The following is an 18,945-nucleotide window of genomic DNA, read 5'->3' on the forward strand; positions in this document are numbered from 1 at the left end:
CCCGGGTTCTCCGGCCGAGGGGCCGCCGCGCTGCCGGCGGCCCCGTTCGGCTTTTCAGCGCGACTGCTCCGTCTCCGGCCCCGGTACCAGCTCCAGGCCGCTGTCCGCGGGCAGGGTCTGCCGGTAGCCGGTGTACATGTGCTCGGTCGCCAGGCGGACCAGGCGGTCCTCGTCCGCCGCGCCCGCGGCCTCCAGCATGGCGCGGTGCTCGCTCACCATGACCGGGACGCTGCCCGGCTCGTGGACGTAGGAGCGGGTGATGCGGCGGTTGACCGGGTGGTCCCAGAGGGTGTCGATCATGCGCAGGAGCAGCGCGTTGTCGCAGGGCTCGATCAACAGCCGGTGGAAGGCCCGGTTGAGTTCGAACTGCGCCGCCGCGTCGGCCGGTTCCGTGGCCGCCATCTCCTCGATCACCGCCTCGAGCCGGGCCAGCCGGGCCCGGTCGTGCCGGCCGCAGGCCAGGCGCAGGGCCAGCGTCTCCATCGACTGGCGCACCTGGTAGACCTCGGCGATGTCCTTGGGCTGGAGGGCGTTGACGATGTATCCGCTGCCCGGCAGCCAGGTGACCAGTCCCTCGTGGGCGAGGCGGTTCAGCGCGTCCCGTACCGGGGTGCGGGACACGCCGAGGCGCTCCGCGACCTGCTCCTGCACCAGGGTGGCGTCGGCTTCCAGACCGCCCGAGACGATCTCGTCACGGAGTCGCTCGTACACGCGGACGCCCAACGGCCTGGTGTCCCTGGGATCGCTGCGCAAAGGCTCCACGTCTGCTCTCCGTCCCTGAGGGCCGTACCCCCAACCGGATACCGCTTCCGCCGAAGAATTCCACCTCGCGCGGACCGTTGTCTTCTCTGAACCCACTGTATACGGTGTGCGCACTGCATCCAGAGGAGGTCTGGCCGTGTTCGTTCTGAACACCTGGTATGTCGCTGCCTGGTCCACCGAAGTCACCCGCAAGCCCGTTCGTCGGGTTATCTGCGAGCAGCCGATCGTGCTGTACCGCACACAGGACGGCGCGGCGGTGGCCCTTGCCGACCGCTGTGCCCACCGTGCCTACCCGCTGTCCGCGGGCCGCACTGTCGGGGACTCCGTCGAGTGCGGGTACCACGGTTTCGCCTACGGGCCCGACGGTGTGTGCACCCGCGTCCCCGCCCAGGCCGCCATTCCCGCCAGGGCCCGCGTACGCCGCTATCCGGTCGTGGAGAAGGACGGCTGGATCTGGGTGTGGACCGGCGAGGAGGACCTCGCCGACGAGAGCCTGGTCCCCGACACGCACTGGATGAACGACCCCGCGTGGGCCACGGTCACCCACACGATGCTCTTCGAGTGCCGTCACGATCTCATCCACGACAACCTGCTGGACCTCACCCACGAGACGTTCCTGCACAAGACGACCGTCGGCGACGACTACATCCCCGAGTACGGCATCACGGTCGAGGTGGACGGCGACGTCGTGACCGTGGACCGGCTGATGCCCGGCGTCGAGGCGCCGCCGCTGTACGCGCGGACCATGGGCACCGAGGGCCTGTACGACCGGTTCCACGCCACCGAGTTCCACATCCCGAGCTACCACGTGCTGCACTCCGGCATCACCGCCCAGGGGCGCCCGCGCGAGGAGGGCCACCTCATCAAGGTGCTCAACGGGATCACCCCGGTCGACGAGCGGACCACCTGGTACTACTACGCGTTCAGCCGCAACTTCGCGGTCGACGCCGAGTGGGCCACCAAGGAACTCGAGGTCGGCCTGGAGACCGTGCTGCGCGAGGACGCCGACGCGCTGCGGGAGCAGGAGACCGGAATGCGGGAGCGGCCCGACGGCGAGCACGACGTGCTCATCGGGCAGGACGCCGGTGTCGCCAAGGCCCGCCGGATCCTCAACCGGCTGCTCGCCGCGGAGCAGTCCGCCGAGCAGACCGCCGGCCGGACTGCGAAGGGCTGAGGACCGTGACGCGGCTGCACGGTATCGACCTCGACGCGCCAGGGCGCCAGGTCGGCGCCCTCCACCTGACCCACTCGGACAACCGGCACGACAACGGGGTCGTCCCCGTGCCGGTCGCGGTGCTCTCCGGCGCACCCGGCCCGACGGCCCTGCTCGTGGCCGGCACCCACGGCGACGAGTACGAGGGGCAGGTGGTCCTGCACCGCCTGCTGCGCGAGACCGACCCCGGGCAGTTGACCGGCCGGCTCATCGTCCTGCCGGCGCTGAACCTGCCCGCGGTCCGCACCGCGGCCCGGGTCTCCCCGCTCGACGGCGGCAACCTCAACCGCAGCTATCCGGGGAACGGCACGGGCGGTCCCACCGACCAGCTCGCCCACGCCCTGGTCCGCGAACTGCTGCCGCACGCGGACCTGGCGATGGACCTGCACTCCGGCGGATCGACCGGCCACTACCTCCCGTCGGTCTTCGTCTACGACGGCCCCGGCCCCGAGGCCTGGCAGGCCAAGCGGCGGCTGACGGAACGGATGGGGCTGCCGTGGACGATGGTCGTCCCCGCGCGGTTCGAGCCCGGCTCGTTCTCCACCGCGGCCGACGACGCCGGGGTAGCGATGATCTCCACCGAGCTGGGCGGCGGCGGTGAGGTCAACCCCGCGTTCGTGTCCGACGCGGTCCACGGACTGCGCCGGGTGCTGGCGGGAGCCGGGATCCTCCCGGCGGAGCCGGACACCCCGCCCGCCCCGCCGACCCGCTGGATCGACCTGCTCCCCGACGGGGCCGTGTACACCCCCGCCCGGGGGCTCTTCGAGCCGATCGCCCGCCTCGGCCAGGAGGTCGAGGAGGGAGACCTCATCGCCCGGGTCCACCCCGTCGAGGAACTCGCCCGCCCCTCCGTCCCCGTCCTCGCCCACCGCACCGGCGTCGTCGCGGTCGTCCGCCGCCCACCCCTGGTGGACCTGGGCGACGCCCTCTACCGCCTGGCGGCGCACCGCCCGGACGCCGACACCCCGTCCTCCGGCTGACCGCCGGCACACCCGACTCCCACCACCCGCCGACTGCTACGGCACCGCCGGTCCCGCCACCCGCTGGACCGTCCGGTGCTCCGCCGGCCCCACCAACGCCCCTTGGAGCAGCGCCGGTTCGGCCACCAGCCGACCGTCCGGCGTACGGCCGGTCCTGCCACCCGCCGCCCCGCCACGGTGCCGCCGGTTCGGCCACCCGCCGACCGTCCGGCATACCGCCGCCGTCCCGCCACCCGTCCGCTGTCCGGTGCTCCGCCGGCCCTGACACCGCCTGTCCGCCCTGGTGCCGCTGGTTCTGCCACCTGCTGGACCGTCCGGGGCAACACCCGTCCCGCCCATCCGCCGACCGCCCGGCGCACCGCTGGTCCGGTCACCCGCCGGCCGTCATGGTGCCGGCGGTCCTGCCACCCGCCGACGGCCCGGCGTACCCCGCCATCCGTCCAAAGCCCGGCCTGCCGCCGGTCCTGTGACTCCCTGTCCGTCGTGGTGCTGCCGGTCCCGCCACCCGCTCGACCGTCCGGTTCACCACCAGTCCTGCCACCCGCCCGGGCCACCCGGCGCCCGGCGTTCGCCAGTCCTGCCACCCGTCGACCGCCACGGTGCCGCCGGTCCCGTCACCCGCCGGCCGTCCGGCGTACCGCCACTCCGGGCACCGGCTGATCGCCGCCCGGGGGCCGCCCCTCAGCCCCCGTCGACGGACCACCCGCCCCTGTCCTGCCCTCCCTCAAGAAGGACGATCCCGTGCGCCATCCGATACGTCTTCCCCTCCTCGCGGCAGTCGTCGCGCTGGCTCTTGCCGGCTGCACCAACGCATCGGCCGAAGGCGGTTCCGCCGGGCCGGGGCCGTCCGCGCCGGCGTCCGGCGGTGGTGCCGGCACGGCGGCGGTGGACGCCGCGGCCGCGGCGCTGCTCCCCGCCGACGTCAAGTCCAAGGGCGTGCTCGCGGTGGCGAGCGACGCGTCCTACCGGCCGTTCGAGTACTTCGACACCGACAACAAGACGATGATCGGCTTCGACGTCGACATGACCGACGCCCTCGGCGCCAGGCTGGGCCTGAAGGTCACCCACGTCAACGCCGGGTTCGACGGCATCCTGCCCGGCCTGGCCGCCCGCAAGTTCGACATGGGTGCCTCCGCGTTCTCCATCACCTCGGAGCGGTCGAAGACCGTCGACTTCGTGCCGTACCTCAACGGCGGCTCGGGCATCGCGGTCAAGGCGGGCAACCCGCTGGGACTGAAGATGGACCCGATGGCGCTGTGCGGGCACACCGTCTCGGCCCAGAAGGGCAGCCTCCAGGGTCTCGACCAGTTGCCCGCGATCTCCCAGCAGTGCACCGGCGCGGGCAAGGCCCCGGTGAAGGCCGAGCTCTTCCCCTCCCAGGACGGCGCCAACCTCGCGGTCGTCAGCGGCCGGGTCGACGCGGTGATGGCCGACTCGGTCTCCCTCGCGCTCCAGGCCAAGGCGTCCAACGGCAAGTTCGAGCTCGCCCCCGGCACCGACTACGAGCCGTCCCCCGTCGGCATCGCGCTGCCCAAGGGCTCCACGCTCAAGCCGGCCCTGGACGCGGCCATGAAGGCCCTCCTGTCCGACGGCACCATGGAGTCGCTCATGAAGAAGTGGGACGTCCCCGCCGGCCTGCTCCTGAAGTCCGGGAGCTGACATGGCCGCCCTGCCCACCCCGCTCGCCCGGGAGACCGAGGCGAAGACACCGGACACCGAGCCGACCGTCGTCCCCAAACGGCACCAGGCCCGCTGGCTGACGGCGGCCGCACTGCTGCTGATCGGCGCGGCGACGCTGCGGTCGGTGTTCACCAACCCCCGCTTCGGCTGGGACGTCGTCAACACCTACCTGCGGGACGTGTCCATCGGCCGCGGACTGGCCGTCACCTTGGAACTCACCGCGATCTGCATGGTCCTCGGCGTCGTACTGGGCATCGTCCTCGCGGTGATGCGGCTGTCGGTCAACCCCGTCGTGCGGTCCGCGGCGTTCCTGTACGTCTCGTTCTTCCGCGGTACGCCCGTGCTGGTGCAACTGCTGTTCTGGTACAACCTGGCGGCGCTCTATCCCACGCTGACCTTCGGCATCCCGGGCCTGTCCCTGGACGCCAACCGGCTGATCACCCCGCTGGTCGCGGCCATCCTCGGCCTCGGCCTGAACGAGGCCGCCTACATGTCGGAGATCGTCCGGGCCGGCATCCTGTCCGTCGACCACGGTCAGGCCGAGGCCGCCGGAGCGCTGGGCCTGACCCGGATGCAGACCATGCGCCGGGTGATCCTGCCGCAGGCCATGCGGGTGATCATCCCGCCGACCGGCAACGAGACCATCGGCATGCTCAAGACCACCGCCCTGGTGAGCGTGCTGGCCGTGCCCGACCTGCTCTACTCCGCGCAGATCCTGTACTCGCGCAACTTCCAGACCATCCCGCTGCTCATCGTCGCGAGCATCTGGTACATGGTCGTCACCAGCATCCTCACCATCGGGCAGTTCTACGTCGAGCGCCGGTTCGCGCGCGGCAACCGCACGCTGCCGCCCACCCCGCTCCAGCGGCTGAGGCAGATGCTGAGCACCCACGCGCCGATCGCCACCGGGAGGCAGTCATGACCACCGGCAGTGCCACCGCGGAACCGGCCCCGATGGTCCGGGCCGAGAAGGTCCGCAAACACTTCGGGCGGCTGGAGGTCCTCAAGGGAGTCGACCTGGAGGTCCGGCGGGGCGAGGTGGTCTGCCTCATCGGCCCCTCCGGCTCGGGCAAGAGCACCTTCCTGCGCTGCATCAACCATCTGGAGACCGTCGACGGCGGCCGGATGTGGGTGGACGGCGAGGTGATGGGCTACGAGCAGCGCGGGACCAGGCTGCACGAACTGGGCGACAAGGAGATCTGCCGCCGGCGCACCGGGATCGGCATGGTGTTCCAGCACTTCAACCTCTTCCCCCACATGACCGTGCTGGAGAACCTCGTCGAGGCGCCCCGGCGGGCGCTGAAGGAGCCCAAGGCGGTCGTCACCGAGCGGGCGCTGGACCTGCTCGACCAGGTGGGACTCAAGGACAAGGCCCAGGCCTACCCGCGCCACCTGTCCGGCGGGCAGCAGCAGCGCGTGGCCATCGCCAGGGCGCTGTGCATGCGGCCCAAGCTGATGCTGTTCGACGAGCCGACGTCGGCCCTGGACCCCGAACTCGTCGGCGACGTGCTCAGGGTGATGCGGGACCTGGCCGCGTCCGGCATGACCATGATCGTGGTCACCCACGAGATGAGCTTCGCCCGCGAGGTCGCCGACCGGGTGGTCTTCTTCGACGGCGGCCAGGTCGTCGAGACCGGACCCGCCCGGCAGGTCATCACCGCACCCCGACACGAACGGACCAAGGCCTTCCTGGCCGCCGTGCGATGAGCGCCCCCGGCACCCACCCTTGAGAAACCCCCTCGAGTGAGAAACCCCCTCGAGTTCCGAGTGACGACGAAGGAGGACGACCGATGAGGCTCCTGCTCCGCGCCAACGCCCACCGGCAGGTGGACGGCGGCTGCCGGGAGGTCGCGGCCGCACCGGACACGCCCCGCCGTGAGCCCTGGCAGTGGCAGGTGCGGCTGCTCGCCGAAGGACACGGCCCCAGCACCGCCCCGCTGCCCGGGGCGCGGCGGATCACCGAAGCCCTGCCGGACGGGGCGCTGCTGGAGGTCGCGGCCGACCCCGCCGCGGTCCGTGCCCGTGTCGAGGTACTCGACCCCGGAGCCGGGACGACCGTGGACCGCGCCGAGGACGACGTGCTGGTCCTGGTCTCCACCGGGGGACGGCTGCTGGTGGAGGAACGGCACCTGCTGGCCGACGCGGACGCGATGGTGCTGGCGGGAGACGACCCCCTGCACGTGGACGTCCGGCACCCGGACGGCCCAAGCCCCTCGGACGGTCCGGACACCCGGGTCGCCGTGGTCCGCCTCGGCTCCGCCCGGGGCCGCACCCTGAGCTGGGTGCCCTGATGGCGGCGGCACCCGTCGCGGACGGGGAGCGGCGGCTTCGGCTGTGTGTGTCCGCCCTGGTCCGGGAGGCCGAAGGGGTGGTCTCGGTGCACCTGCGGCGGCCCGACGGCGGAGACCTGCCGGCGTGGGAGCCGGGGGCGCACGTGGACCTGAGCCTGCCCGGCTCCCTCACCCGGCAGTACTCGCTCAACGGGTCGCCCGCGGACCGGTCCGTCTGGCGGGTCTCCGTGCTCAGGGAACCGGCGTCTCGCGGCGGCTCCCGGGCGGTGCACGAGACCCTGCGCCCCGGCCAGGAGGTCGAGGTGACCGGGCCGCGCAACCGGTTCCCGCTGGTCGACGTCCCCGAGTACCTGTTCGTCGCGGGAGGCATCGGGATCACCCCGCTGCTGCCGATGCTGGACCGGGCCGCCTCCGCCGGCGCCCGCTGGACGCTGCTGTACGGCGGGCGGACGCGAGCGAGCATGGCGTTCCTGCCGCGGTTGGCCCGCTACGGCGACCGGGTGCTGGTGCGCCCGCAGGACGAGTACGGCCTGCTCGACCTGGAGCCCTTCCTGGGCGTGCCGAGGGAGGGGACGGCGGTCTACTGCTGCGGCCCCGAGCCGTTGCTCGCCGCCGTCGAGCGGTTCTGCGCCCCGTGGCCTTCCGGCGCCCTGCACACCGAGCGGTTCGCCGCGGCGCCCCGGGAGCCCGATGCCCCGGACGCCGACGGGGAGTTCGAGGTGGTGCTCCAGCGCACCGGCCGCAGCGTCACCGTGCCCGCCGGCACGACGATCCTCCAGGCGCTGGAGGACCAGGGGATCGACGCCCCGAACTCCTGCCGGGAGGGCATCTGCGGCACCTGCGAGACCAAGGTCGTCGAAGGCGTGCCCGACCACCGGGACAGCCTCCTGTCGCAGGAGGAACGCGCCGCCAACGACACCATGATGATCTGCGTCGGCCGCGCCCGCTGCCCCCGGCTGGTGCTGGACCTCTGACCGCCGGGGCCCGCGCCGGGGCACGGCCCTCGGCGCGGTCCGGCCGTGCGCGCGTCACATGTGCGGGGCGTCCGGGGCGGCGGCTTCGAGATCGGCGATGCTGCCCGACATGATCGTCCGCACATGCTCGGTGATGCGCTCCGCGGGCCAGTCCCACCAGGCCACCGCCAGCAGCCGGGCGATGTCCCGGTCGTCGTAGCGGGTGCGGATGAGGCGGGCCGGGTTGCCCCCGACGATGCCGTAGTCGGGTACGTCGGAGGTGACCACGGCGCCGGTGGCGATGATCGCGCCGTGTCCGATCCGCACACCGGGCATCACCGTCGTGCCATGGCCGAACCAGACGTCGTTGCCGACGACGGTGTCCCCTCGGTTCGGCAGGCCGGTGAGCAGGTCGAAGTGCTCGGACCAGGAGCCTCCCATGGTGGGGAAGGGGAAGGTCGAGGGGCCGTCCATGCGGTGGTTGGCGCCGTTCATGATGAACCGCACTCCCGTGCCCAGCGCGCAGAACTTGCCGATGATCAGCTTCTCGGGCCCGTAGTGGTGGAGCACGTTGCGGGTCTCGAACGCGGTCGGGTCGTCCGGGTCGTCGTAGTAGGAGTACTCCCCGACCTCGATCAGTGGGGACTTCACCAGCGGCCGGAGCAGCACCACCCGCGGTTGCTCGGGCATCGGGTGAAGGACCGTCGGGTCGGCGGGGACAGGCATGGCGGACGGTTCCTCATCGGTTGCGTGTCGGTGTCCGGTCCATGATCGCGGCAACGCGCCGTCCAGGACACCGGTTTACCGCGTGCCGGCCGGTGCCCCCGAGTAAGGAGGTCCGACCCGCCCCCTACCAGGCCCGTCGCGTCTGCCGTCCGAAGAGGATGCTGCGCGGTTCGGGAGGTGGGGGAGTACCCGGCTTGAGGGGCCAGGCGAGCAGCATGCCCGCGATGAAGCCGACCACGTGGGCCGCGTAGGCCACGGTCCCCGCCTCGGCGACGGCCTGGCCGGAGGAGTAGAACGCCTGGAGCACGAACCAGAAGCCCAGCACCACCCAGGCCGGCAGCCGCAGCGGCAGGAAGATCAGGAAGGGCACGAGCACCCACACGCGCGCCCTGGGATACAGCACCAGGTAGGCGCCCAGGACGCCCGCGATCGCCCCCGACGCGCCGATCAGGGGCTCACTGGAGGCCGCGTTGAGCAGCGCGAAGCCGTATCCGGCCGCGTAGCCGCAGACGACGTAGAACAGCAGGTACCGCAGGTGGCCCATGCGGTCCTCGATGTTGTTGCCGAAGATGAGGAGGAACAGCATGTTGCCCAGCAGGTGCAGCCAGCTGCCGTGCAGGAACATCGCCGTGAGGACCGACAGCACGGGCGACTTGTCGTAGGCGGGCGGCCCCACCACGCAGCCCGGGCCGTGCGGGCCCACCCCGACGGCGCCCGTCGGGACCAGTGCCGGCAGCTGATGGTGGATCAACTCTCTGGGCACCAGCGCGTACTGCTCCGTGAAAGCCTGGAGATGGCACAGCTGCGCCAGTGTGCTGCTGCCCGTGAAGGACCCGGAGATGCCGGGGGTGAGCAGGAACACGACGAAGTTCGCGGCGATCAGGGCGTACGTCACCCACGGGGTGCGCCGCGACGGGTTCACATCATGGACGGGAATGACCACAGAAAAGTTCTGCCCGCGATGCGCTCGCCGAACCGGCGAACGCCGCCGTCCGCGTATACGTATGCCCCACGCGTATACGCATGCCCCAACGGGAGATCCTGGCCGGCCAGGGCTCACGCCATGCTGTCACGGACCTTCGCCGCGGCCTTGCGGGCCGCCACCAGCACCGGATCCCACACCGGGGAGAACGGTGGCGCGTAGCCCAGGTCCAGGGCCGTCATCTGCTCCACCGTCAGACCGGCCGTGAGGGCGACCGCGGCGATGTCGACCCGCTTCGCCGCGCCCTCACGGCCGACGATCTGCACGCCCAGCAGGCGGCCGGTGCGGCGTTCGGCGATCATCTTGACGGTCATCGGGGAGGCGCCGGGGTAGTAGCCCGCGCGACTGGTCGACTCGATGGTGACCGTCTCGAACTTCAGGCCCGCCCGGCGGGCGTCCTTCTCGCGCAGCCCGGTGCGCGCGATCTCCAGGTCGCACACCTTGCTCACCGCGGTGCCGACCACGCCCGGGAAGGTGGCGTAGCCGCCGGCCGCGTTGGTGCCGATGATCTGTCCGTGCTTGTTGGCGTGAGTGCCCAGCGGGACGTGGCGCAGCTGTCCGGAGACCAGGTCCAGGACCTCCACGCAGTCGCCGCCGGCCCAGATGTTCTCGTGGCCGCGCACCCGCATCGCCCGGTCGGTGAGCAGCCCGCCGCGCGCACCGAGCGGGAGCCCGGCCGCCCGCGCGAGCGCGGTCTCCGGGCGTACCCCGATGCCCAGCACGACCACGTCCGCCGGGTACTCGGCGTCCGTGGTCGCCACCGCCCGGACCCGGCCGTCGTCGCCGGTGAGCACCTTGGTCACCTCGGCGTCGTCGATCATGGTGATGCCCAGGCCCGACATGGCCCGGTGCACCAGGCAGCCCATGTCGGGGTCGAGCGTGGACATCGGCTCCCGGCCGCGGTTGACGACCGTCACCTCGTAGCCGCGCTTGATGAGCGACTCGGCCATCTCCACCCCGATGTAGCCCGCCCCGATCACCACCGCCCGGCGGCCACGCGCGCGTGCGAGGCTGTCCAGCAGGGCCTGCCCGTCGTCGAGGGTCTGCACCCCGTGCACGCCGGGCGCGTCGGCGCCGGGCATGTCGGGCCGGACGGGGCGGGCCCCGGTCGCGATCACGAGCTTGTCGTACGGCGTCCAGGACTCCGCGCCGGAATCGACGTCCCGCGCGCGCACGCGGCCGGCGGCCACGTCGATCTCCGTCACCTCGGTGCGCATCCGCAGGTCGATGCCCCGCGCGCGGTGCTCCTCGGGCGTGCGGGCGATCAGCAGGTCCCGCTCGCCGACGTCGCCGCCCACCCAGTATGGGATGCCGCATGCCGAGAACGAGGTGAAGTGGCCGCGTTCGAACGCCACGATCTCCAGCTCGTCCGGCCCGCGCAGCCGTCGTGCCTGCGACGCCGCGGACATCCCCGCGGCGTCGCCGCCGATCACGACAAGGCGTTCCTTGGTTCCCCGGGCATCCCGCGCAGCGCTCACGTCCATGCGAACACGCTACGGGGACGGGTCGTCCCAGTCCCGAGGTCGTCTCAGTCCCGAGGGCGTCTCAGTCCCGAGGGCGTCTCAGTCCTGGGGGTCCGGTTCGGCGCTGGGCTTCCCGGCCGGGTCCGCGGGCGCCTGCCGGGAGTCCGGCACCGCGCCCAGGGCGGTCATGGTGGGCGTCGCGGCGGCGGGGCGCCGGGGCAGCCGGGGCCGTACGACCCACAGCCACAGCGCCACGAGGAGAGCCGCCGCCGCGGCGAACGGGAGGAGCGCCCCGATGGCCAGGGCGATCCAGCGGAGCACGGTGACGAACACGTGCCAGCCGCCCGCCAGCGCGTCCACGAATCCGGGCTCGTCGTCCTCGGCGACCACCGGCGCGGCCGGGGTCCGGGACAGCGACAGGGTGATGGTGGCCAGGCTGGTGCGATCCTTCAGCGACGACTGCTGGGCCAGCAGTGCCTCCAGGTCGGACTCGCGGCGGCTCAACTCGCCCTCCAGGCTGACCACGTCGCTGAGCCGCGTCGCCCGGTCCATCAGCTCGCGCACCCGCGCCACACTCGCGCGCTGCGACTTGATGCGGCTGTCCACGTCGACGACCTGGTCGGTGACGTCCTGCGCCTTCGCCGTGCGCTCGATCAGCTTGCCGGTGCCCTCCAGGCCGCTGAGGACCTCGTCGTACCTGTCGGCGGGCACGCGCAGCACCACACGCGTGCGTTCGTGGCCGTCCTCGTCGCGGCTGGTGCTCTCGTCGCCGACGTAGCCCCCGGCGTTCTCGACGGTGGTGCGGGCCGTGTCGAGGGCCTTCGGCACGTCCTTGACCTGCACGGTGAGCGAGGCGGTGCGGATGATGTGGCTCGCGCCGATCCGAGGCGGCGCGGTGGCCCTCGCCTTGGAGGCCGTGCCGCGGCCGCTGTCCGCCGCGCCCTTCTGGGCCTCGCCGCCGGCCGCGGCGGCGGCGGACTTGGTGGAGGAGTCGTTGCTGCCGCCCGCGCCGCACCCGGTGAGCGCGAGGGCGGCGGCGAGCAGGAGCCCGGCCAGGGCGGAAGCGGGCCGGACGGAACGTCGTGTGCGCATGTGGCATACCCCCGAGGGTCTTCTTGACCGATGACGCTTCTTCGACTCCCGAGCCGCGCGAGACGTTGGCCGAAAACGGTTCCGATGCGGTCACGTTCACGACTCGGGCCGGACACCGGGGCACGGGAGCAGCGTCGGAGCGGTCTGAGAGAGTGGGCTCATGAGCGCAACGGGTACGGGCACGGGCCATGTCGTCGTCATCGGGGCCGGGATCGCGGGGCTGGCGGCCGCGCACCGGCTGTTGCAGCGCGGGGCGCGGGTGACCGTGCTGGAGGCGGCGGAACGGGTCGGCGGCAAGCTGCTGCCGGGCGAGATCGCCGGCGTCCGCGTCGACCTGGGAGCCGAGTCGATGCTGGCCCGCCGGCCCGAGGCCGTGACCCTCGCGCGCGAGACGGGACTCGCCGGGCACCTCCAGCCGCCCGCCACGGCGAGCGCCTCCATCTGGACCCGCGACGCCCTGCGGCCCATGCCGAAGGGACACGTCATGGGCGTCCCCGGCACCGCCTCCGCGCTGGCCGGCGTGCTGTCCGAGGAGGGCCTCGCCCGCATCGGGCGCGACAACGAGCTGCCCCGTACGGAGGTCGGCGACGACGTGGCGGTCGGCGAGTACGTGGCCGCACGCCTGGGCCGCGAGGTCGTCGACCGCCTGGTCGAGCCCCTGCTCGGCGGGGTCTACGCCGGCGACGCCTACCGCATCTCGATGCGTTCGGCCGTCCCCCAGCTCTTCCGGGCCGCGCAGACCCACGACTCGCTGCTGGAGGGGGTCCGCGAGATCCAGGCCGCGGCGGCCGCCGCACAGCAGACCGGGCCGGTGTTCATGGGCGTCGAGGGCGGTGTGGGCCGGCTGCCGCTCGCGGTCGCGGAGTCGGTGCGGGCCCGCGGCGGCGAGATCCTGACCGGGACCCCCGTGACGGAGCTGCGCCGGCAGGACCGTACGTCCTGGCGGGTGGCCGCCGGTGACCGCGTGCTGCATGCCGACGCGGTGGTCGTCGCCGTGCCCGCGCCCGCCGCCGCCGGGCTGCTGCGCGCCGAGTCTCCGGAGGCCGCCGCCGAGCTGCGGGCCGTCGAGTACGCCTCCATGGCCCTGATCACCCTCGCCTACCGCCGCGCCGGCACCGCCCTGCCCGAGGGCAGCGGCTTCCTGGTGCCCCCCGTCGACGGCCGCACCATCAAGGCGTCCACCTTCGCCTCCCAGAAGTGGGGCTGGATCGCCGACGAGAACCCGGACGTGCTCGTGCTGCGCACCTCCGTGGGGCGGTACGGCGAGACGGAGATCCTTCAGCGCGAGGACGCCGACCTCGTCGAGGTCTCCCGGCACGACCTGCGCGAGGCGACCGGCCTGGACGCCGCGCCCCTGGAGACCCGCGTCACCCGCTGGACCGACGGCCTGCCCCAGTACCCCGTCGGCCACCACGCGCGCGTGGCCCGCATCCGCGAGCACGTCGGCAAGCTGCCCGGTCTGGCGGTGTGCGGCGCGGTGTACGACGGGGTGGGCATCCCCGCGTGCGTCGCGAGCGCGTACGCGGCCGTGGACCAGCTGGAAGGCGACCTGCGCGCCGTGCGGGAGCTGACCGCGGACCCGGTGCAGAGTCTGCACGGCGGAGCGGGAGAATAGCCTCATGAGTGACGACGCCCCCACCACCGAGTCCGGCAGGATCCCGAACAAGGGCAAGCTGGCCAAGGACCTCAACGAGGTCATCCGCTACACGCTGTGGTCCGTCTTCAAGCTGAAGGATCTGCTTCCGGAGGACCGCGCGGGCTACGCGGACGAGGTCCAGGAGCTGTTCGACCAGCTCGCCGCCAAGGACGTGACCATCCGCGGCACGTACGATCTCTCGGGCCTGCGCGCCGACGCCGACCTCATGATCTGGTGGCATGCCGAGACGAGCGACCAGCTCCAGGAGGCGTACAACCTCTTCCGCCGCACGAGGCTCGGCCGCGCGCTGGAGCCGGTGTGGTCGAACATGGCGCTGCACCGTCCCGCCGAGTTCAACCGCTCGCACATCCCGGCGTTCCTCGCCGACGAGACGCCGCGCGACTACGTCAGCGTCTACCCCTTCGTGCGCTCCTACGACTGGTACCTGCTGCCGGACGAGGACCGCCGCCGCATGCTCGCCGACCACGGCAAGATGGCCCGGGGTTACCCGGACGTGCGGGCCAACACGGTCGCGTCCTTCTCCCTCGGCGACTACGAGTGGGTCCTCGCCTTCGAGGCCGACGAGCTGCACCGCATCGTCGACCTCATGCGGCACCTGCGCGCCTCGGAGGCCCGCCGGCACGTCCGCGAGGAGATCCCGTTCTTCACCGGGCGCCGCAAGGACATCGCCGAGCTGGTGGCGGGTCTGGCCTGACACCCGGCCGGGTCCCGTGGCCGGCCCCGGGACCCGGCTTGGTCAGTGGGTGGCGGCGGGCCGGCCGGTGGCGTTCTTCAGGGCCTCGCGCAGTTGGCGTGCGCGGGACTCGTGGAAGGTCGGGCCGTCCGGCCTCGGCTCCGCGCGCGGGGCGCACGCCGCCTGCCGCACCGGCAGGCGGCCCTGGAGCAGGTAGGCGTCCAGATACGCGTTGACGCACGCGTTCGGCCCGCCCGCGATGCCGTGCGTGCCCGCGCCCCGCTCGGTCACCAGCACCGAACCGGCCAGGCGCCGGCGCAGCTCCAGGGCGCCGTCGTACGGAGCGGCCGCGTCCCGCTCTGCGGCCAGGATCAGCGTCGGCGGCAGCTCACCCGGCCCGGTCCGCACATCCAGGGGCCGCTGCCGGGGTGCCTTCCAGTAGGCGCACGGCAGGTTCGCCCACACATTGCTCCAGGTCTCGAACGGCGCCAGCCGCGCGAGCCGGGTGTTGTCCCGGTCCCAGACCTCGAAGTCCGTCGGCCAGTCGGCGTCGTTGCACTCCACGGCCGTGTAGACCGCGTTGCCGTTCTCCGCCTCGGCGGCCCCCTCCCGGTGCGGGGCCGCCAGCGCGACCAGCGGCTTGGGGTCGCCCTTCAGATACGCCGACAGGGCCTCGGCACCGCCCGGCCAGTAGTCGTCGTAGTACCCGGCCGTCAGGAACAGGCCCTGCAACTGCCCCGGTCCCACCGAGCCGCCCGCCGGTTCGGCGGCGAGCCGCTCCCGCGCCCTGTCGTAGCTCTTCTGCACCTGCCCGGCCGTGCGGCCCAGCGCGTACACGTCGTCGTGCCGGGCCGTCCACTCCCGGAAGTCCGCCCAGCGGGCCTCGAACGCGGCCGACTGGTCCAGGTTGTTGCGGTACCAGATCCGGTCCGGCGCAGGGTTCACCGCCGCGTCGAAGACCATCCGGCGCACGTGCGAAGGGAACAGCGTGGCGTACAGGGCGCCGAAGTAGGTGCCGTACGAGGCGCCCACGAACGTCAGCCGGTCCTCACCCAGCGCCGCCCGCAGCACGTCCAGGTCGCGGGCGTTGTTGAGGGAGTTGTAGTGCCGCAGCGCCTGGCCCGCGCGCCGGGCGCAGCCGCCCGCGTACGCCTTGGCCTCGGCGACGCGCTGCTCCTTGTACGCCCGTGAGGGGTGCGTCGGCGCGGGTGTGGGCGCCTTGAAGAAGCCCTTCGGGTCCTGGCAGGACAGCGGGGCCGACCGGCCCACCCCGCGCGGGGCGTAGCCGACGAGGTCGTACGCGGCGGCGACGCGCTTCCACTCCGGCAGCAGACCCATGAGCGGGAAGGAGGTGCCGTCGGCGCCGGGACCGCCCGGGTTGAACACCAGGACGCCCTGACGGGGCACTCTGCGCTTGCTGTTGCGCGGGTCCTTGTGGGTGGCCCGCACCCGGCTGACGGCGAGCCGGATCCGCTCGCCGTCGGGGTGCGCGTAGTCGAGGGGCACCACAACCGTGCCGCACTCCATGGTGCCGGGCAGGTCCCGCGCCTTCGGGCACGCGCCGAAGTCGATTCCGGCCGCTTGGGCGCGCGCCGCGGCCACGACGATGCCGCGCGGTTCCGCCGCGGTGCCGGGAAGGCGCGCGGCGCCCGAGGCCGGGGCGCCGGCGAGGGCGGTGAGGACCAGGGACCCGGCGGCCGTCCAGACGGCGGCAGCGGTCATCGCGTATCCCTTCGGTGCACGGCAGCGACAGAAGGGATGTTTCGTTCGCCCTGGTGGGGAGGGCAAGCACCGCCCCGCCGGTGTCGGCGCCGATGCTCCCGACGCGCCCCGCGCGAGCGCTGGTGCCGGGCGCGCGCTCTGGCACGCACCGGCGCCCGTACGCCCACATTCCTGTGCCCGTACGCCCGTTGGTTCTGGCCCGGGCCGGTCGCGGGTTACCGGTCCCGGAGGGCCCGGCCGTGCGGGGGCGTACCGCGCGAGGGCCGGTCGGACGGGGGCTGGTCGCGGTGGGCGAAGGCCGCGCGCAGGTTCGGTTCGCCGATCGCGCTGACGCCGTGCACGGCCACGGACGCCAGGTACGTACGCTCGTCACCGGTCCCGTTCACCCGCCGGTTCAGCGCGCCGAGCAGGCGCTGTCCGGCCGGGGACGCCCAACGCGAGTACGGGTGGACCTCGAAGCGGGCGATGGCCAGGCAGCTCAGGGTGAGCGCGAGCGGCAGCGCGAACCAGAGGGCGATCAGCTCGCGGGGCATCCCGGTCGGGCCGGGCAGCAGCAGCGCGGTCGTGCCCAGGGCGAGGACGGCCAGCGTGGCCGTCCGCACCCGGCGGACCCCGGCCGCGATCGTGGACCCGTCCCCGTCCGGCACGGCGAGACCGGCGCTGACGAGCCGGTCGGCGAGGCCGCGCACCGCGTCCGCGGTGGCCGCGGCCGTGCGCACCGGCGCGATCCGGGACTGTCCCTCCGGGCCGATCGCACCTATGACGGAACGCTCCATCTCGTCCCGCCCGCGCGGATCGACGACCGTCGCCCAGCCGGTGTGCGCGAGCAGCAGCCGGCGCTGGCGTGCCATGGAGACCAGGGTCAGATCGGCGACCCGCGCGGGTCCGCCCGAGAGGAACGCCGCCTCGTAGAGCGTCAGATCACGGCCCCGGCCCGCGTCCACGTCGACGGCCGCGGCGCGTACTGCGGCCAGGCACAGCCGCATACACGCCGAGCCCGCGAAGGCCCAGGCCAGGAGCAGGAGAAGGACCCAGAACATGACGCGTTTCTATGCCAGAGGCCTGGGAAACGCCATGCCTTGTTCGCCATCCGGACAAGGTGTTGCCGGTATGTGACGTTCCGTTTGTTTCCCGAGGTCAGGGCGTCGGGGCCGGGATCAGCGACGCAGCAGCACCCGCTGGGCCGCGCGGGCCACCCGTACCGCCGGACGGCGCGACCGCGGCGCCGGCCCCGAGCGGTCCAGCCACCACTCCCGCAACTCCCGCCGGACGCCCTCGTTCCGGGGCCTGCCGGTCAGCAGCAGGGACTCCGCGAACTCCAAGGCGTCCTGCCGGTAGCCCCCGGTCATCGGGTGACTCTGCGCATACGCGAGGAAAGCGGTCCGGTACCCCTCGCCGAGCAGCATTGGCAGTTCGGGCGCCACCTTGGCCACGACGTCCGCCCGCTTCGCGGCCAGCGACCGTGCCTGCACGCCGATGCGCACCCGGTCGAACCCCTCCGGCGCGGGCGTCCCGGCGACGAGCGCCGACAGCAGCGAGGTCTGCGCGAGGGCGAGCCGCTGCCGCGCGGGCTCGGTGCCGCCGGCCGTCCGCGGATCCGGTCCGGGCGCACCGCGGCCGCCGGCGTCCGGTGCCTGGCCGGGACCGGAGGTGGGGGCGCGGTCGGGGCCGGGGGCGGGATCGACCGCCCGCCGGGCCGCCGTACGCCCCGACTCCACCGCTGTTCCGATGGCCGTCAACTCCCGCTCCAGTTCAGCCGGTTCGGGGAAGTTCTCGTCGCGCTCCAGCAGGACCCCCGCCGGGGCGACGCGCGAGGCGAGGTCGGTCAGGATGTCGAGGATCGGCCGCGGCACCGGGTGGGCGTGGCTGTCGTGCCAGACGCCGTCGCGTTCGAAGCCGCCCGCCACATGGACGTACGCGATGGCTTCGAGGGGGAGTTCGGCCAGCGCCCGGGCCGGTTCCTCTCCGCGGTTCACGTGGTTGGTGTGCAGATTGGCCACGTCGATCAGCAGCCTCACACCCGTGCGGTCGGCCAGTTCGTACAGGAACTGGCCCTCCGTCAGCTCCTCGTCCGGCCAGGCCAGCAGCGCGGCGATGTTCTCCACGGCGAGCGGCACGGGCAGTGCCTCCTGAGCGATCCGGACGTTCTCGCACAGCACGTCGAGGGCGTCGCGGGTGCGCGGCACGGGCAGCAGATGCCCGGCTTCCAGCCGCGGGGAGGCGGTCAGCGTGCCGCCCGCGCGCACGAACGCGATGTGCTCGGTCACCAGCGGCGAGCCGAGCGCCTGCGCCCGCTCGGCGAGGGCGCTCAGCCGGCCCTCGTCCGGCCGGTCGGCACCGCCGAGGCCGAGCGAGACCCCGTGCGGCACCACGGTCACCCCGCGGCGGCGCAGGCGCAGCAGTGACTCGGGAAGATGCGCGGGACACACGTTCTCGGCGACGGCCTCGACCCAGTCGACGCCCGGCATCTCCTCCACGGCGTCCGCGATCTCCGGCCGCCACCCGATCCCCGTCCCCAGCCGCTCCATCGTGGCCTCGCCCCCTCTTGCCCGCTCCACACGGTGCACGTGACGGGGGTATGGCCCGGGCGCCGGGACCCGAACCCCGCCGCCCGCACCTTCAGAGCAACATTTGAGCTAAGCCCTGTGGGGCTTAGCTTGAAATTAAACCTTCGGTGATCGTTCGGGGATCGAGTGGTTCACCCACATGGGAATCTGCCGGACATGACGACGACCTCCCTTTCACGCTGTG

Annotated in this window: 17 protein-coding genes; 9 read left to right on the forward strand and 8 right to left on the reverse strand. The window is 73.0% G+C overall.

Going from position 1 to position 18,945, the window contains the following annotated elements:
• Positions 1-54: 54 nt before the first annotated feature.
• Positions 55-762 (reverse strand): GntR family transcriptional regulator, encoded by a 708-nt coding sequence (locus ACIQFZ_RS24425; RefSeq protein ID WP_383061266.1) that lies wholly within the window; start codon positions 760-762, stop codon positions 55-57.
• 136 nt (positions 763-898) lie between these two features.
• Between ACIQFZ_RS24425 and ACIQFZ_RS24430 the strand changes: the two genes are divergently transcribed.
• The 7 genes from ACIQFZ_RS24430 to ACIQFZ_RS24460 all read left to right on the forward strand — a co-directional run bounded on the left by ACIQFZ_RS24430 (position 899) and on the right by ACIQFZ_RS24460 (position 7,900).
• Positions 899-1,936, forward strand: a complete 1,038-nt coding sequence (locus tag ACIQFZ_RS24430) for a Rieske 2Fe-2S domain-containing protein (RefSeq protein ID WP_376651052.1) — start codon at positions 899-901, stop codon at positions 1,934-1,936.
• Positions 1,937-1,941: 5 nt separating this feature from the next.
• Positions 1,942-2,955 (forward strand): succinylglutamate desuccinylase/aspartoacylase family protein, encoded by a 1,014-nt coding sequence (locus ACIQFZ_RS24435; protein WP_365424550.1) that lies wholly within the window; start codon positions 1,942-1,944, stop codon positions 2,953-2,955.
• Between the two features lie 741 nt (positions 2,956-3,696).
• Positions 3,697-4,614 carry an ABC transporter substrate-binding protein gene (locus ACIQFZ_RS24440; RefSeq protein ID WP_402692124.1) on the forward strand — a complete coding sequence of 306 codons (918 nt, stop codon included), beginning with the start codon at positions 3,697-3,699 and terminating at the stop codon, positions 4,612-4,614.
• A 1-nt stretch (position 4,615) separates the two neighbouring features.
• Positions 4,616-5,557 (forward strand): amino acid ABC transporter permease, encoded by a 942-nt coding sequence (locus ACIQFZ_RS24445; protein WP_402692125.1) that lies wholly within the window; start codon positions 4,616-4,618, stop codon positions 5,555-5,557.
• Positions 5,554-6,342: an amino acid ABC transporter ATP-binding protein gene (locus tag ACIQFZ_RS24450; RefSeq protein ID WP_361421615.1), complete on the forward strand. Its 789-nt coding sequence runs from the start codon at positions 5,554-5,556 to the stop codon at positions 6,340-6,342. Before ACIQFZ_RS24445 ends, ACIQFZ_RS24450 begins: the two co-directional genes overlap by 4 nt.
• A gap of 83 nt (positions 6,343-6,425) precedes the next feature.
• Complete coding sequence (locus ACIQFZ_RS24455; protein WP_365424545.1) at positions 6,426-6,926, forward strand: hypothetical protein; 501 nt, start codon at positions 6,426-6,428, stop codon at positions 6,924-6,926.
• The gene (locus tag ACIQFZ_RS24460) at positions 6,926-7,900 is read left to right on the forward strand and encodes a PDR/VanB family oxidoreductase (protein ID WP_365774247.1); all 975 of its coding nucleotides are present in this window, start codon (positions 6,926-6,928) and stop codon (positions 7,898-7,900) included. Before ACIQFZ_RS24455 ends, ACIQFZ_RS24460 begins: the two co-directional genes overlap by 1 nt.
• A 54-nt stretch (positions 7,901-7,954) precedes the next feature.
• Here ACIQFZ_RS24460 and ACIQFZ_RS24465 read toward each other — a convergent pair whose 3' ends face one another.
• From ACIQFZ_RS24465 to ACIQFZ_RS24480, 4 genes are all read right to left on the reverse strand, one after another.
• Entirely contained in the window at positions 7,955-8,605 is a 651-nt protein-coding gene (locus ACIQFZ_RS24465; protein ID WP_376651049.1) for a CatB-related O-acetyltransferase, read from the reverse strand.
• Between the two features lie 124 nt (positions 8,606-8,729).
• Positions 8,730-9,548 (reverse strand): rhomboid family intramembrane serine protease, encoded by an 819-nt coding sequence (locus tag ACIQFZ_RS24470; protein WP_383061261.1) that lies wholly within the window; start codon positions 9,546-9,548, stop codon positions 8,730-8,732.
• Between the two features lie 113 nt (positions 9,549-9,661).
• A complete protein-coding gene (locus ACIQFZ_RS24475) occupies positions 9,662-11,071 on the reverse strand; it encodes an FAD-dependent oxidoreductase (RefSeq protein ID WP_365424538.1) in 1,410 nt (469 codons plus the stop codon).
• Between the two features lie 78 nt (positions 11,072-11,149).
• Positions 11,150-12,142 carry a DUF4349 domain-containing protein gene (locus ACIQFZ_RS24480; RefSeq protein ID WP_402692126.1) on the reverse strand — a complete coding sequence of 331 codons (993 nt, stop codon included), beginning with the start codon at positions 12,140-12,142 and terminating at the stop codon, positions 11,150-11,152.
• 160 nt (positions 12,143-12,302) lie between these two features.
• Here ACIQFZ_RS24480 and hemG point away from each other — a divergent pair, with 160 nt between their 5' ends.
• Positions 12,303-13,757, forward strand: a complete 1,455-nt coding sequence (gene hemG, locus ACIQFZ_RS24485) for a protoporphyrinogen oxidase (protein WP_383061258.1) — start codon at positions 12,303-12,305, stop codon at positions 13,755-13,757.
• A gap of 4 nt (positions 13,758-13,761) precedes the next feature.
• Positions 13,762-14,493, forward strand: a complete 732-nt coding sequence (gene hemQ, locus ACIQFZ_RS24490) for a hydrogen peroxide-dependent heme synthase (RefSeq protein WP_365435557.1) — start codon at positions 13,762-13,764, stop codon at positions 14,491-14,493.
• Positions 14,494-14,535: 42 nt separating this feature from the next.
• Here hemQ and ACIQFZ_RS24495 read toward each other — a convergent pair whose 3' ends face one another.
• The 3 genes from ACIQFZ_RS24495 to ACIQFZ_RS24505 all read right to left on the reverse strand — a co-directional run bounded on the left by ACIQFZ_RS24495 (position 14,536) and on the right by ACIQFZ_RS24505 (position 18,722).
• Entirely contained in the window at positions 14,536-16,194 is a 1,659-nt protein-coding gene (locus tag ACIQFZ_RS24495) for an alpha/beta fold hydrolase (RefSeq protein WP_383061257.1), read from the reverse strand.
• Between the two features lie 215 nt (positions 16,195-16,409).
• Entirely contained in the window at positions 16,410-17,234 is an 825-nt protein-coding gene (locus tag ACIQFZ_RS24500) for a TIGR04222 domain-containing membrane protein (RefSeq protein WP_402692127.1), read from the reverse strand.
• A 117-nt stretch (positions 17,235-17,351) separates the two neighbouring features.
• A complete protein-coding gene (locus tag ACIQFZ_RS24505; RefSeq protein ID WP_402692130.1) occupies positions 17,352-18,722 on the reverse strand; it encodes a DUF692 family multinuclear iron-containing protein in 1,371 nt (456 codons plus the stop codon).
• Between the last annotated feature and the right edge of the window lie 223 nt (positions 18,723-18,945).

Source organism: Streptomyces sp. NPDC093064, from assembly GCF_044754605.1.
Taxonomy (GTDB): domain Bacteria; phylum Actinomycetota; class Actinomycetes; order Streptomycetales; family Streptomycetaceae; genus Streptomyces.

Coding starts and splice junctions, on each gene's coding strand:
- ACIQFZ_RS24445 (WP_402692125.1), top strand. CDS start 4,616: ATGGCCGCCCTGCCCACCCCGCTCGCCCGGGAGACCGAGGCGAAGACA.
- ACIQFZ_RS24475 (WP_365424538.1), bottom strand. CDS start 11,071: ATGGACGTGAGCGCTGCGCGGGATGCCCGGGGAACCAAGGAACGCCTT.
- hemQ (WP_365435557.1), top strand. CDS start 13,762: ATGAGTGACGACGCCCCCACCACCGAGTCCGGCAGGATCCCGAACAAG.
- ACIQFZ_RS24460 (WP_365774247.1), top strand. CDS start 6,926: ATGGCGGCGGCACCCGTCGCGGACGGGGAGCGGCGGCTTCGGCTGTGT.
- ACIQFZ_RS24450 (WP_361421615.1), top strand. CDS start 5,554: ATGACCACCGGCAGTGCCACCGCGGAACCGGCCCCGATGGTCCGGGCC.
- ACIQFZ_RS24500 (WP_402692127.1), bottom strand. CDS start 17,234: ATGTTCTGGGTCCTTCTCCTGCTCCTGGCCTGGGCCTTCGCGGGCTCG.
- ACIQFZ_RS24505 (WP_402692130.1), bottom strand. CDS start 18,722: ATGGAGCGGCTGGGGACGGGGATCGGGTGGCGGCCGGAGATCGCGGAC.
- ACIQFZ_RS24495 (WP_383061257.1), bottom strand. CDS start 16,194: ATGACCGCTGCCGCCGTCTGGACGGCCGCCGGGTCCCTGGTCCTCACC.
- ACIQFZ_RS24455 (WP_365424545.1), top strand. CDS start 6,426: ATGAGGCTCCTGCTCCGCGCCAACGCCCACCGGCAGGTGGACGGCGGC.
- ACIQFZ_RS24480 (WP_402692126.1), bottom strand. CDS start 12,142: ATGCGCACACGACGTTCCGTCCGGCCCGCTTCCGCCCTGGCCGGGCTC.
- hemG (WP_383061258.1), top strand. CDS start 12,303: ATGAGCGCAACGGGTACGGGCACGGGCCATGTCGTCGTCATCGGGGCC.
- ACIQFZ_RS24465 (WP_376651049.1), bottom strand. CDS start 8,605: ATGCCTGTCCCCGCCGACCCGACGGTCCTTCACCCGATGCCCGAGCAA.